General features: G+C 55.1%; 14 protein-coding genes. 7 read left to right on the plus strand and 7 right to left on the minus strand.

From position 1 onward, the window contains the following. The first annotated feature begins 941 nt into the window (after window positions 1-941). The 6 genes from tdcA to ACERY3_RS15960 all read left to right on the plus strand — a co-directional run bounded on the left by tdcA (window position 942) and on the right by ACERY3_RS15960 (window position 8,404). Window positions 942-1,862 (plus strand): transcriptional regulator TdcA, encoded by a 921-nt coding sequence (tdcA, locus tag ACERY3_RS15935; RefSeq protein ID WP_008501504.1) that lies wholly within the window; start codon window positions 942-944, stop codon window positions 1,860-1,862. 100 nt (window positions 1,863-1,962) lie between these two features. Beyond that, the gene (gene tdcB / locus ACERY3_RS15940) at window positions 1,963-2,952 is read left to right on the plus strand and encodes a bifunctional threonine ammonia-lyase/L-serine ammonia-lyase TdcB (RefSeq protein WP_029739655.1); all 990 of its coding nucleotides are present in this window, start codon (window positions 1,963-1,965) and stop codon (window positions 2,950-2,952) included. 9 nt (window positions 2,953-2,961) lie between these two features. Further along, window positions 2,962-4,293: a threonine/serine transporter TdcC gene (gene tdcC / locus ACERY3_RS15945; protein WP_029739656.1), complete on the plus strand. Its 1,332-nt coding sequence runs from the start codon at window positions 2,962-2,964 to the stop codon at window positions 4,291-4,293. Between the two features lie 30 nt (window positions 4,294-4,323). Then, on the plus strand, window positions 4,324-5,532 hold the full coding sequence (gene tdcD / locus ACERY3_RS15950) for a propionate kinase (RefSeq protein ID WP_373226143.1): 1,209 nt from the start codon (window positions 4,324-4,326) through the stop codon (window positions 5,530-5,532). Between the two features lie 15 nt (window positions 5,533-5,547). Further along, the gene (pflB, locus tag ACERY3_RS15955; RefSeq protein WP_023309297.1) at window positions 5,548-7,842 is read left to right on the plus strand and encodes a formate C-acetyltransferase; all 2,295 of its coding nucleotides are present in this window, start codon (window positions 5,548-5,550) and stop codon (window positions 7,840-7,842) included. Between the two features lie 151 nt (window positions 7,843-7,993). Further along, window positions 7,994-8,404, plus strand: a complete 411-nt coding sequence (locus ACERY3_RS15960) for a Spy/CpxP family protein refolding chaperone (RefSeq protein WP_033146727.1) — start codon at window positions 7,994-7,996, stop codon at window positions 8,402-8,404. 90 nt (window positions 8,405-8,494) lie between these two features. Here the strand turns inward: ACERY3_RS15960 and ACERY3_RS15965 are convergent, their stop codons facing one another. Next, complete coding sequence (locus tag ACERY3_RS15965; RefSeq protein WP_033146726.1) at window positions 8,495-9,196, minus strand: pirin family protein; 702 nt, start codon at window positions 9,194-9,196, stop codon at window positions 8,495-8,497. 104 nt (window positions 9,197-9,300) lie between these two features. On the opposite strand from ACERY3_RS15965, the gene ACERY3_RS15970 reads away from it, so the two are divergent. Beyond that, window positions 9,301-10,203 (plus strand): LysR family transcriptional regulator, encoded by a 903-nt coding sequence (locus ACERY3_RS15970; RefSeq protein WP_029739659.1) that lies wholly within the window; start codon window positions 9,301-9,303, stop codon window positions 10,201-10,203. A 46-nt stretch (window positions 10,204-10,249) separates the two neighbouring features. Here ACERY3_RS15970 and ACERY3_RS15975 read toward each other — a convergent pair whose 3' ends face one another. From ACERY3_RS15975 to ACERY3_RS16000, 6 genes are all read right to left on the minus strand, one after another. Next, on the minus strand, window positions 10,250-10,615 hold the full coding sequence (locus ACERY3_RS15975) for a DUF805 domain-containing protein (protein WP_029739660.1): 366 nt from the start codon (window positions 10,613-10,615) through the stop codon (window positions 10,250-10,252). Between the two features lie 107 nt (window positions 10,616-10,722). Continuing rightward, complete coding sequence (locus ACERY3_RS15980; protein ID WP_373225969.1) at window positions 10,723-11,709, minus strand: glutathione S-transferase family protein; 987 nt, start codon at window positions 11,707-11,709, stop codon at window positions 10,723-10,725. 71 nt (window positions 11,710-11,780) lie between these two features. Continuing rightward, window positions 11,781-12,173 carry a DoxX family protein gene (locus ACERY3_RS15985; protein WP_023309292.1) on the minus strand — a complete coding sequence of 131 codons (393 nt, stop codon included), beginning with the start codon at window positions 12,171-12,173 and terminating at the stop codon, window positions 11,781-11,783. A gap of 253 nt (window positions 12,174-12,426) precedes the next feature. Further along, window positions 12,427-12,723, minus strand: a complete 297-nt coding sequence (locus ACERY3_RS15990; protein ID WP_033146723.1) for a YqjK-like family protein — start codon at window positions 12,721-12,723, stop codon at window positions 12,427-12,429. A gap of 2 nt (window positions 12,724-12,725) precedes the next feature. Continuing rightward, the gene (locus ACERY3_RS15995) at window positions 12,726-13,118 is read right to left on the minus strand and encodes a phage holin family protein (protein WP_023333540.1); all 393 of its coding nucleotides are present in this window, start codon (window positions 13,116-13,118) and stop codon (window positions 12,726-12,728) included. A 1-nt stretch (window position 13,119) separates the two neighbouring features. Further along, window positions 13,120-13,425, minus strand: a complete 306-nt coding sequence (locus tag ACERY3_RS16000) for a YqjD family protein (RefSeq protein ID WP_008503141.1) — start codon at window positions 13,423-13,425, stop codon at window positions 13,120-13,122. Between the last annotated feature and the right edge of the window lie 28 nt (window positions 13,426-13,453).

The following is a 13,453-nucleotide window of genomic DNA, read 5'->3' on the forward strand; positions in this document are numbered from 1 at the left end:
TTTTAAGGCCTTTAGCCAGTTCAGCCGCAAGGGCTTTGAGTTTCTTTTCGTCCATAATTGCCTGTCTCCGTTGTTGGAGTGAACATATCAAAATCAGGCAATTACACAATTTTAATTACAGGCTCTTGGGTGTGAATGGCACGTCTTTTAGCTGGCTTTACTCTGCAACACATACTGAGATACAGTCTGCGACACACGACAACCCCAGCGCCGCAGATGCCTGACGTATGGTTGAACGAAGCCGGCTTATCGGTCAGCTTCAACTTCTTAAAAAACCCCGCTTCGGCGGGGTTTTTGCTTTCCGGGTGATGCTGGATGGGTAAGCGCAGCGCCGGACAAACGACATCAATTCTCATATTTGGGACATTAAGCACATTTCACTGCTTTTATACCTTTCGTATCGATCCTGTACCTGTAGACGATCGCCATCACAAAATTTCACGCTAAAAAACAGGTGATTTTCAGTATTGATAATTTGTTATGTTTGTTACCTATATGATCGAGAATCTTTTCTCGTTTGATATGCATATATTGAAATCAAATACATTTCTCCCGTGAATATGTGACGCATTCCACTCTTTTCCACAAACCTGAAAATTTGCATCGGAAAAATTTAATAAATTGAAAGAATGTTTCAAGCAAATAGCGGTTATTTATTGGTCTTTAATTGCCTGAAAGATCGTCTTTATTGATTTTTTTAACGCTGGAAAATTTATCAAGGTTATCGCCATAAAATAAATTTATTACTACTGCTTTTATTGATCGATATCAGCGTAATGGTGTGGCTGTATTTATTTATGTTATTGATAATAAATGCATTTTTTGGTTTTCGTTGTTCCTGTGAAGCGTGCGAAAAAGCAAATTGTGAGTGACAGCACATACCCCCTTAAACACTATTAGGTAGAATCCGCTCCGTCATAGGGAAATAAGCGCAGAATATTATGAATACTATTATTCTACCGAAAACACAGCACCTCGTGGTATTTCAGGAAGTCATTAAAAGTGGCTCCATAGGTTCTGCAGCAAGACAGCTTGGCCTGACGCAACCCGCCGTCAGCAAAATCATCAGCGATATTGAGTCCTACTTCGGCGTGGAAGTGATGGTGCGTAAAAACACCGGCGTAAAACTCACCGCCGCGGGTCAGGTTCTGCTCTCGTACTCTGAGTCGATCACCCGCGAAATGAAAAACATGGTGAGTGAGATTAACAGCCTGAGCTTCAGTACCGTCATGGACGTCTCCTTTGGCTACCCGTCGCTGATCGGCTTTACCTTCCTGTCCGAGATGATCAAAAAATTCAAGGAAGTGTTCCCGAAAGCACGCGTCTCGATGTATGAAGCCCAGCTCTCCTCTTTCCTTCCGGCCATTCGCGACGGTCGTCTGGATTTCGCTATCGGCACGCTAAGCGATGAAATGCTGCTGCAGGATCTGCACGTCGAACCGCTGTTTGAGTCCGAGTTTGTGCTGGTCGCCAGCAAAACGCGAACGTGCACCGGCCCGACGACACTGGCATCGCTCACGCACGAGCAGTGGGTGATGCCGCAAACCGATATGGGCTACTACAAAGAACTTCTGACCACCCTGCAAGACAACCACATCAGCATCGAAAACATCGTCCAGACCGATTCCGTCGTCACTATTTATAACCTCGTGCTGAATGCCGATTATCTGACGGTCATTCCCCGCGACATGATTGCGCCGTTCGGTTCTGACCAGTTTATTGTTCTACCCGTGGAAGATGAATTACCCGTGGCGCGTTATGCCGCCGTGTGGTCAAAAAATTACAGGATTAAAAAATCGGCGTCAGTATTAGTTGAGCTGGCAAAACAGTATTCGTCGATGAATATCGAAAGACGACGATGAATAATGAGTAATCATTTTAAAAACACCCAGAGCTTATCTCTGTAACGCTCTGATACCCTGACTTTGCCTGAAAAGAATGAATTATTATAACGAGGATATTATGCATATTACCTACGATCTCCCGGTAACGATTGAAGATATTCAGGACGCCAGAAAACGGCTGGCAGGAAAAATATATAAAACCGGCATGCCGCGTTCGAATTATCTCAGCGAACGCTGCAAGGGCGAAATATTCCTGAAGTTTGAGAACATGCAGCGTACCGGCTCGTTTAAGATCCGCGGCGCGTTTAACAAATTAAGCTCGCTGACCGACGCTGAAAAACGCAAAGGCGTTGTCGCCTGCTCCGCGGGAAACCACGCGCAGGGTGTGTCCCTCTCCTGCGCGATGCTCGGCATCGACGGCAAAGTGGTGATGCCGATGGGCGCGCCGAAGTCTAAGGTGGCCGCGACGCGCGACTACTCCGCGGAAGTTGTGCTGCACGGCGAGAACTTCAACGACACCATCGCCAAAGTCAGCGAAATCGTCGAAATGGAAGGGCGTATTTTTATTCCGCCGTACGATGACGCCAAAGTGATCGCCGGGCAGGGCACCATCGGTCTGGAAATTCTCGAAGATTTATACGACGTGGATAACGTTATTGTGCCTATCGGCGGCGGCGGTTTAATTGCCGGGATTGCGACGGCAATTAAATCCATCAATCCCACCATTAATATCATCGGCGTGCAGTCAGAAAATGTTCACGGCATGGCGGCATCGTTTCAGGCCGGGGAAATAATGAGCCATCGCGTTACCGGCACGCTGGCCGACGGCTGTGATGTTTCTCGTCCCGGTAATTTACCGTTCGAAATTGTTCGCGAGCTGGTTGATGACATTGTGCTGGTCAGCGAAGACAACATTCGCGACAGCATGATCGCGCTTATTCAGCGAAATAAAGTGGTGACGGAAGGTGCCGGCGCGCTGGCCTGTGCCGCGTTATTAAGCGGCAAGCTTGACCACTATATTCAGGGTCGTAAAACCGTCTGCATTATTTCCGGCGGCAATATCGATCTCTCCCGTGTTTCCCAAATTACCGGCTTCGTTGACGCATAAAGGTGACCTATGAGCAACACTGAAAGCATTATCGTTGGCCAGACAAAAACGTCCTCCTGGCGTAAGTCTGATACCACATGGACGCTCGGCCTGTTTGGTACCGCCATTGGCGCAGGCGTGCTGTTCTTCCCCATTCGCGCAGGCTTTGGTGGATTGATCCCTATCCTGCTGATGCTGGTTCTTGCGTTCCCGATTGCGTTTTACTGCCACCGCGCGCTGGCGCGTTTGTGCCTCTCCGGCAGCAACGTCTCCGGCAACATCACCGAAACGGTGGAAGAGCACTTTGGCAAAACCGGTGGGGTGGTGATCACCTTCCTCTACTTCTTCGCCATTTGCCCGCTGCTGTGGATTTACGGCGTCACCATTACCAACACCTTTATGACCTTCTGGGAAAACCAGCTCCAGCTGCCTGCGCTGAACCGCGGCGTGGTGGCGCTGTTCCTGCTGCTGCTGATGGCCTTTGTTATCTGGTTCGGTAAAGACCTGATGGTGAAGGTCATGAGCTTCCTGGTGTTCCCGTTTATCGCCAGCCTTGTGCTGATTTCCCTGTCGCTGATCCCTTACTGGAACTCGGCGGTGATTGACCAGGTCAACCTGAGCGATATCGCCTTTACCGGTCATGACGGCATTCTGGTCACGGTGTGGCTGGGTATCTCCATCATGGTCTTCTCCTTCAACTTCTCGCCTATCGTCTCCTCGTTTGTGGTCTCCAAGCGCGAAGAGTACGAGCCGGAATTCGGGAAAGCGTTCACCGAGCAGAAATGTTCCAAAATCATCGGTCGCGCCAGCCTGCTGATGGTGGCCGTGGTGATGTTCTTCGCCTTTAGCTGCCTGTTTACGCTCTCTCCGCAGAACATGGCGGACGCCAAGGCGCAGAACATTCCGGTGCTCTCTTACCTGGCGAACCACTTTGCGTCAATGTCCGGAACCAAGTCGACGTTCGCGACGGTACTGGAATACGGTGCCTCCATCATCGCGCTGGTGGCTATCTTCAAATCCTTCTTCGGTCACTACCTGGGCACGCTGGAAGGGCTGAACGGCCTGATCCTCAAGTTCGGCTACAAGGGCGATAAGAAGAAAGTCTCCGTTGGCAAGCTGAACACCATCAGCATGGTGTTCATCATGGGCTCCACCTGGGTTGTGGCCTACGCCAACCCGAACATTCTGGACCTTATTGAAGCCATGGGCGCACCAATCATCGCCTCTCTGCTGTGCCTGCTGCCGATGTATGCCATCCGCAAAGCACCGGCGCTGGCGAAATACAAAGGGCGTACCGAGAACATCTTCGTTACCGCGGTCGGCCTGCTGACCATTCTGAATATCGTTTACAAACTGTTCTAACCCATTGCTCAGGAAGAGCGGAGTCACATGATGATTGAGTTTCCGGTTGTACTGGTTATTAACTGCGGATCGTCCTCTGTTAAGTTTTCGGTGCTCGATGCCAGCAGCTGCGATGCCCTGATGACGGGCATTGCAGACGGGATCAACACCGAGAAGGCCTTTATTTCCGTGAACGGGGGTGAGCCGGCCAGACTGGCTCACCAGGACTACGAAGGGGCGCTGGCTGCCATCGCCCTGGAGCTGGAGAAGCGTAACCTGATGAGCAGCGTGGCCTTAATTGGCCACCGCATTGCGCACGGGGGAAACCTCTTCAGCGAGTCGACCCTGATCACGGCAGAGGTAATCGCGCAGATCCGCCAGGTTTCCCCGCTGGCGCCGCTGCATAACTACGCCAACCTGAGCGGCGTGGAAGCGGCAGAGCGCCTGTTCCCGGGCGTGCAGCAGGTGGCGGTATTTGATACCAGCTTCCACCAGACGCTGCCGCCGCAGGCATATCTGTACGGATTGCCGTACCGCTATTTTGAAGAGCTGGGCGTGCGCCGCTACGGCTTCCACGGCACCTCTCACCGCTACGTGGCCGCACAGGCGCATACGCTTCTCGGGCTGTCCCCCGACGACAGCGGCCTGGTGATTGCCCATCTCGGCAACGGGGCGTCCATCTGCGCGGTGCGCAACGGCGAAAGCGTCGACACCTCGATGGGGATGACGCCGCTGGAAGGGCTGGTGATGGGTACGCGTTGCGGCGACGTGGACTTCGGCGCGATGGCGTGGATTGCCCAGCAGACTGGCCAGTCGTTTGAGGATCTGGAGCGCGTGGTCAATAAAGAGTCCGGGCTGCTGGGGATCTCCGGTATCTCCTCCGATTTACGTGCGCTGGAGAAAGCCTGGCACGAAGGCAACGAGCGGGCGCAGCTGGCTATCCATACCTTCGTGCACCGCATTGCGCGACATATTGCCGGCCACGCGGCGTCGCTGCACCGCCTGGATGGGGTGGTCTTTACCGGCGGCATTGGCGAAAACTCGAAGCTTGTCCGCACGCTGGTGGCGGAACATCTGAAAGTCTTCGGCATCATCCTCGACGACGCCAAAAATGCCCTGCCGGGGAGCGCGGGTGAGCGCGTGATCTCCACCGAATCGTCCCGCGTGGCCTGCGCGGTTATCCCTACCAACGAAGAAAAAATGATCGCGCTGGACGCCCTCCGTCTTGGAAAGGTTACCCCGGCCGCGGCTTACGCCTGATAAAGCGAGAATCACATGAAAGTAACAATCGATACGGGCGTCGCGCCCTACAGCGACGCATGGGCCGGGTTTCGCGGTGAAGAATGGAAAAACGCCGTCAACGTCCGCGATTTTATTCAGCATAACTACACCCCTTATGAAGGCGATGAAGCTTTCCTCGCGCAGGCGACGCCAGCAACGACGGCGCTGTGGCAGAAGGTAATGGTCGGCATTCGCCAGGAGAACGCCACCCACGCCCCGGTGGATTTTGATACCAACATCGCCACCACCATTACGGCCCACGGGCCGGGCTATATCGACCAGGATCTGGAGACGATCGTCGGCCTGCAAACCGATAAACCGCTCAAGCGCGCGCTGCATCCTTATGGCGGGATCAACATGATCCGCAGCTCGTTCGAAGCCTATGGCCGGGAGATGGATCCGCAGTTCGAATACCTGTTTACCGACCTGCGCAAAACCCACAACCAGGGCGTGTTTGACGTCTACTCCCCGGAGATGATGCGCTGCCGTAAATCCGGCGTGCTGACCGGCTTGCCGGACGGCTACGGGCGCGGACGCATTATCGGCGACTATCGCCGCGTGGCGCTGTACGGGATCGCTTATCTGGTGCGCGAGCGCGAACTACAGTTTGCCGATCTGCAGGGCAGGCTGGAACGCGGTGAAGATCTGGAAGCCACGATCCGCCTGCGTGAGGAGCTGGCGGAGCACAGGCGCGCGCTGCTGCAGATCCAGCAGATGGCGGCGAACTATGGCTTTGATATTTCACGTCCGGCGATGAACGCCCAGGAAGCGGTGCAGTGGGTCTATTTTGCCTATCTTGCAGCGGTGAAATCCCAGAACGGCGGGGCGATGTCGCTGGGGCGCACGGCCTCGTTCCTCGATATCTACATTGAACGCGACATGCAGGCAGGAAGGCTGAATGAAGTCCAGGCGCAGGAGCTGATTGACCACTTCATCATGAAGATCCGCATGGTGCGCTTCCTGCGCACGCCGGAGTTCGACACGCTCTTCTCCGGCGATCCAATCTGGGCGACGGAAGTGATCGGCGGCATGGGGCTGGACGGGCGCACGCTGGTGACCAAAAACAGCTTCCGCTATCTGCATACCCTGCACACCATGGGGCCTGCGCCGGAGCCGAACCTGACGATCCTCTGGTCTGAACAACTGCCGATCGCGTTCAAGAAATACGCCGCGCAGGTGTCGATCGTCACCTCTTCGCTGCAGTATGAGAACGACGATCTGATGCGTGCGGATTTCAACAGCGACGACTACGCCATTGCCTGCTGCGTCAGCCCGATGGTGATCGGCAAGCAGATGCAGTTCTTTGGCGCGCGCGCCAACCTCGCCAAAACGCTGCTGTACGCGATCAACGGCGGGGTGGATGAGAAGCTGAAGATCCAGGTCGGCCCGAAAACCGAGCCGCTGCTGGACGACGTGCTGGATTACGATACCGTGATGGCGAGCCTCGATCACTTTATGGACTGGCTGGCGGTGCAGTACATCAGCGCCCTGAACCTCATTCACTACATGCATGATAAGTACAGCTACGAAGCCTCGCTGATGGCGCTCCACGACCGCGACGTCTATCGCACCATGGCATGCGGCATTGCCGGGCTGTCGGTGGCGGCGGATTCCCTGTCGGCCATTAAATACGCCACGGTGAAGCCGGTGCGCGACCACACCGGTCTGGCGGTCGATTTCGTGATTGAAGGGGACTATCCGCAGTACGGCAACAACGACGACCGCGTGGACAGCATCGCCTGCGACCTGGTGGAGCGCTTTATGAAGAAAATTCAGGCGCTGCCAACCTACCGCAACGCGGTGCCAACCCAGTCGATCCTGACCATCACCTCCAACGTGGTGTACGGCCAGAAGACCGGGAACACGCCGGACGGACGCCGCGGCGGCACGCCGTTTGCCCCAGGCGCGAACCCGATGCACGGCCGCGACAGAAAAGGGGCCGTGGCCTCGCTAACGTCGGTGGCCAAGCTGCCGTTCACCTACGCGAAAGACGGGATCTCCTACACCTTCTCCATCGTGCCGCAGGCGCTGGGCAAGGACGAGCTGGTGCGCAAAACCAACCTGGTGGGGCTGCTGGACGGGTACTTCCATCACGAAGCGTCCATTGAGGGCGGGCAGCATCTGAACGTCAACGTCATGAACCGGGAAATGCTCCTCGATGCCATCGCGCATCCCGAGAATTACCCGAACCTGACGATCCGCGTTTCAGGCTATGCGGTGCGTTTTAACGCCCTGACGCGCGAGCAGCAGCAGGATGTGATTTCGAGGACGTTTACGCAATCTATCTGACGACATTCAGGTCTCATGCCCCCTCACCCTGGGGGCATTTTTTTGCCCGCTAAACATACAAAATTGTTTATATAATTACTCACACATATTCATCCGCTCTTGAAAAACAATACGCCTGCTTTTCCCTATCACAGCATGTAAGGACAGTAAGATGATGAAAATGACCCGTATTGCGCTGGTCGCCGCCTCGCTGGCAGCGTGCAGTTTTACGGCACAGGCCGCGAACGTTGAGGCTGCCCCGTCTCCCTCGCAGGATCCGCTGGTACAGCACCTGAAGCTCAGCAATGAGCAGGTTAAAAAGATTGAAGATCTGCATAAGCAGCTGGAACAAAATGTCAGCAAGATCCCGATGACGGGGGTGAAGGACGGCGCGCTGATCGACATGTTCCAGGCGGGTAAATGGGACGAAAGCACGGTGAAAAGCCAGCTTGCTGCCTTTAGCAAAATTGAAGAGCAGACCCGCTATTACCGCGTGAAATATTACTTCGACGTCAGCCAGGTGTTGACGCCGGAACAGCGTAAGCAGATTAGAACCGATATGGCTAACGCGCTGGCAGAGTGATTTCGTACGTCGCGAACGGCGCCGGATGATTCTGGCGTGGATCGATCGGTTCCCTCTCCCATTGGGAGAGGGTTAGGGTGAGAGCATTCTCTAAACCGGCAAATCAATCAGCAGCGCGCGCAGCGGCGTATCCGCCACCAGGGTGATATTCGCTTCATCACGAATAAACGCCCCGTCGCCGCAGGTGAGCGCTTCTTTCTCTTCCGTGTGCGTCACCGCATGTACCGTACCGTGAATAGACTGCAAATAGGCGCGCGGACCATGAAGCTGGAAGCTCGCCTGATCACCTTTCTTCAGTTCGATATGGTGCAGCCACACCTGCTGGCGCAGCTGCAGGCTACCTTTACTGCCGTCCGGCGATGCAATCAGCTGCTGCTTATCGCCCGTTAAATCTAACTTCTGTACCAGCGGATTTTCCCGCTCGGGGCAGGCGTCCAGCCACAGCTGCATACGGGTCAGCGTTTTGTCTTTGCTGAGGTTATGCTCGCTGTAGCTGATGCCCGGCTGCGTGGAAATTAACAACGCTTCGCCAGCCTTTGCCTGGACATGATTGCCCTCGCTATCGCGGTATTCTGCCTCGCCTTCCAGGATCAGGTTCAGGATATCGACTTTCGGGTACGTACGCGGCTGGAAGGAGGCGCCCGGGGCGAGCACTTCCTGGTTTAACACGCGCAGTGAAGCGTAACCGAGGAGTTTAGGGTCAAAGTAGTGTCCAAAGGAAAAGGTGTAGCGGGCCTGCAGCCAACCGAAATCGGCTTGTCCGCACTGTTTAGCTGTTCTTGTCGTAATCATAAACTTGACCTCTCTTTACACTAAAACAATGGTAAAGGTATGGACGCTGCATTGTTAGCCAGATATTCTGCCCGGTATGTTCAAATTTCCTGAATGAGAACGAGATGGCTAAAGAGAGAGCATTGACGCTTGAGGCGCTTCGCGTCATGGACGCGATTGACCGGCGCGGCAGTTTTGCGGCGGCGGCAGATGAGCTGGGGCGCGTTCCGTCTGCGCTAAGCTACACCATGCAGAAGCTGGAGGAAGAGCTGGACGTGGTGCTGTTTGACCGCTCCGGTCATCGAACAAAATTCACCAACGTGGGGCGAATGCTGCTGGAGCGCGGCCGCGTGCTGCTGGAAGCGGCGGACAAGCTCACGACGGACGCCGAAGCGCTGGCGCGCGGCTGGGAAACCCATCTGACGTTAGTTACCGAAGCGCTGGTGCCGACTGAAGCGCTGTTCCCGCTGGTGGACCGCCTGGCGGCGAAGGCCAATACGCAGCTGTCAATCATCACCGAGGTGCTGGCAGGCGCGTGGGAACGTCTGGAAACGGGCAGGGCGGATATTGTGATTGCGCCGGACATGCACTTCCGTTCCTCATCGGAAATCAACTCGCGCAAGCTCTACAGCGTGATGAACGTCTATGTTGCCGCACCTAATCACCCGATTCACCAGGAGCCGGAGCCGCTCTCTGAAGTGACGCGCGTGAAGTATCGCGGCGTGGCGGTAGCGGATACCGCGCGCGAGCGTCCGGTGCTGACGGTGCAGCTGCTGGACAAACAGCCTCGTCTGACGGTGACCTCGCTGGAAGACAAACGTCAGGCGCTGCTGGCCGGTCTGGGCGTGGCGACCATGCCGTACCCGTTTGTCGAAAAAGACATTGCAGAAGGGCGGCTGCGCGTTGTCAGCCCGGAATATAGCCACGAGGTGGATATTATTATGGCGTGGCGCCGTGACAGCATGGGCGAAGCCAAATCATGGTGTTTACGCGAAATTCCGAAGCTTTTCACGCAATACAATAAATAAAATCGTAATTTGTAGGCCCGGTAAGCGAAGCGCCACCGGGCTTTTTTTATGCGCCGATCTTAGGATCCGGACCAAAGCGGTTTTCGCCCGGCGTCCCGCTCTGGCAGTTGAAGATCAAAATCACGATCCAGCCAATAATCGGGATCAACAGCAGCAATAACCACCACGCTGAACGATCGGTGTCGTGTAGTCGACGGAACAGCACCGCCCACGATGGCAGCAGGACTAACAGGCCATAAATGGTGGTCAGCACGCCTTCACCGCCAGCCCGCTCCCAGCCAAGAATTTTATCCACAATACCCAGCACCATAATGAGAATGAAGTTCACCAGAACGAACATCCAGTACTCTTTGCGGCGGGCACGGCCACCAAATCCAATGTAGTTACGCAGTACTTTTAAATACCAGTCCATTTTTCCTTGCCTCATTAGTCAGTCAATCACTTGTTTTCTAAGCGATCGAGGTAAGGATAGATGGAGATTGTGAATTAAAAAAGGGCATCTGGTGATGCCCTTCGTATTTATCCAAATCGGACGTCGCGCCCGTGAGGTTCATCCAGATCCTGCCACGGCCCAATGGAGATAATGCCCGTCGGGTTGATGGTTTTGTGGCTGCGGAAATAGTGGGTGCGGATATGGTCGAAGTCGACCGTGTCGGCAATACCCGGCATCTGGTAGATGTCACGCAGGAAACCATGCAGGTTCAGGTAATCGCTGATGCGGTGCTTGTCGCACTTAAAGTGGGTGACATAGACCGGATCGAAGCGAACCAGCGTGGTCCACAGGCGGATGTCCGCTTCCGTCAGGCGATCGCCCGTCAGGTAGCGATGCTGGCCCAGGATCTGCTCCAGACGCTCCAGCGATTCAAACACCTTTCCAACCGCTTCGTCATACGCTTCCTGGCTGGTGGCGAAACCGGCCTTGTAGACACCGTTGTTGACGTTGTCGTAAATCCAGCTGTTCAGCTCGTCAATTTTCTCTCGCAGCTCAGCCGGATAATAATCTCCGGCGCGGGCGCCGTGCGCGTCAAACGCGGTATTGAACATGCGGATGATTTCCGCAGACTCATTGCTGACAATCGTCTGGTTTTTCTTGTCCCACAGCACCGGCACGGTAACGCGCCCGGTGTAGTGAGGATCGGCGCGAAGATAGAGCTGGTAAAGGAAATCGTGGTGGTAAAGATCGTCGCCGGTCGCCGCGGGGAAATTACTGTCAAACGTCCAGCCGTTTTCCAGCATCAGCGGGTTCACGACCGAAACCGGAATTAAGGATTCGAGACCTTTAAGCTTGCGCACAATCAGCGTGCGGTGTGCCCACGGGCAGGCAAGCGAAACATAAAGATGATAACGGTCTTTCTCAGCCGCGAAGCCGCCTTCGCCGCTCGGGCCTGGCGCGCCGTCGGCGGTCAGCCAGTTACGGAAGGCCGAAACTGAGCGCTTGAAGCGACCTCCGGTGGATTTGGTGTCATACCAGACATCCTGCCATACGCCGTCTACGAGTTGTCCCATTTTTTCTCCTCCGTCAGATAGCAAAAGCGAGGAGATGTCTCCTCGCTTTGTGTTCATTCAGTATAGCGTGCTTACCACTTCTTATTCAGAACGCGGTCGATGCTGTATGCGCCCGGACCAGTGACGGCCAGCAGCAGGAAGCCACCCGCGATGGTCAGGTTTTTCATGAACATCAGAGAGTTCACGCCTTCCGCAAAGTTGCTGTGGAAGATGAACGCTGTCAGCACGGTGAAGCCTGCGGTAAACAGCGCGGTAGTACGGGTCAGGAAGCCGAACAGTACCGCCAGGCCGCCGCCGAACTCAAGAAGAATGGTCAGCGGCAGCAGGAACCCCGGAACGCCCATGGCTTCCATATACTGCTGGGTACCCGCATAACCGGTGATTTTTCCCCAACCTGCCACGATGAACAGAATTGGCATCAGAATACGCGCGACCAGTACACCAACATCTTCTAATTTTTTCATTTTACTCTCCAGGAAACCACATGAGCGGCTGAACATTATTTGTCTGCAATTCCGGGTAGATACCGCGGCGTTGCTGTCGATGGAGAGGATAATAAACGGGGCGGGTGGTAATTGTTAGCAAGGAAAACTGTCAATCTTCTTCAAAGATATTGAGTAAGGGTGCGTGCGCGCTGGTGCCCTGATCCCAACCCTCTCCCGCTGAGAGAGGCCGCAAAAACAAAAAACGGTAACCAGGGTTACCGTTTTGCTTTTATCACCGCAGCTGCTGCTGCCGTAACGTTGCTTTCACCAGACGCCAGGCGCTCCAGGCGCCGAATCCACGACGAGCCCAGCGGATCAGCATGTTCGGATGACGAACCGTCCAGATCGCCATTACGCTGCTGCCGACCAGCGCCCAGGAACGCAGGCTCAGGACGGTATTCCAGCCCCGGTCAAACCGTCGCGTCGCGTCGATCCAGTCGCGACGACTGGCCGACAGATCCAGCCGTTGCTGCTGGATCTGGCTTAACAGGTACGCTTTTCGCTTTTGACGTTCGGCTTTATCGCTCACGGCTAGTCATCCTCCAGCAGAGCGCGATCGTTCGCCAGCTCCTGACGCGTATGGCGCAGGAAAGTGGACTTGCGCGCTTTACGCAGCGTCCAGATACCGCCTATCAACGCGGCGACCAGAAGAACGACGGTGGTGGCAATCATCGCGTTAAGACGATACTGCGGATCGATGGCCCAGATGATTAACACCATCAGGCTCATCAGGCCAAACGCGGCGAAGAGCATGGTCAGCCCGAGCATCAGCAGCATCTGGAAGAGGTTCGCTTTCTCCTCCTCCAGCTCGACCACTGCCAGCCGGACGCGCGTTTCGGCAATCCCGACCAGCGTCGTTAAAATACGCTGGCCGATGCCGAGGACGTTGTTAGCAGGCCCTTGTGCGTGACGAGGATCTTCCATATCAACGACGCGTCAGAAGGACACCCAGTACCACACCCACTGCGGCACCAATCCCTACACCCGTCCATGGATTATCACGCACATATTCGTCCGCGCGCGCAGCCGCTTCGCGGGTCTGTTTCGCCAGCGCATCACCGGTTTCACCCAGGCGATAGCGGCTCTCTTTCAGCGCCTGCTCCGCCTTGCTGCGCAGCTTGCTGACCTCTTCTTTTGACTTGTCAGCAGAGGAGTTCAGCACCTCTTCAAGGGTATCGGCCAGGGATTTCAGTTCAGCGCGCAGATGTTCAGACGTCGTATCTTTTGACATGATTCTCTCTCCTGTTGAGATTTCCGTT

It is taken from the genome of Enterobacter cloacae complex sp. ESBL7, from assembly GCF_041679625.1.
Taxonomy (GTDB): Bacteria; Pseudomonadota; Gammaproteobacteria; order Enterobacterales; family Enterobacteriaceae; genus Enterobacter; species Enterobacter asburiae_B.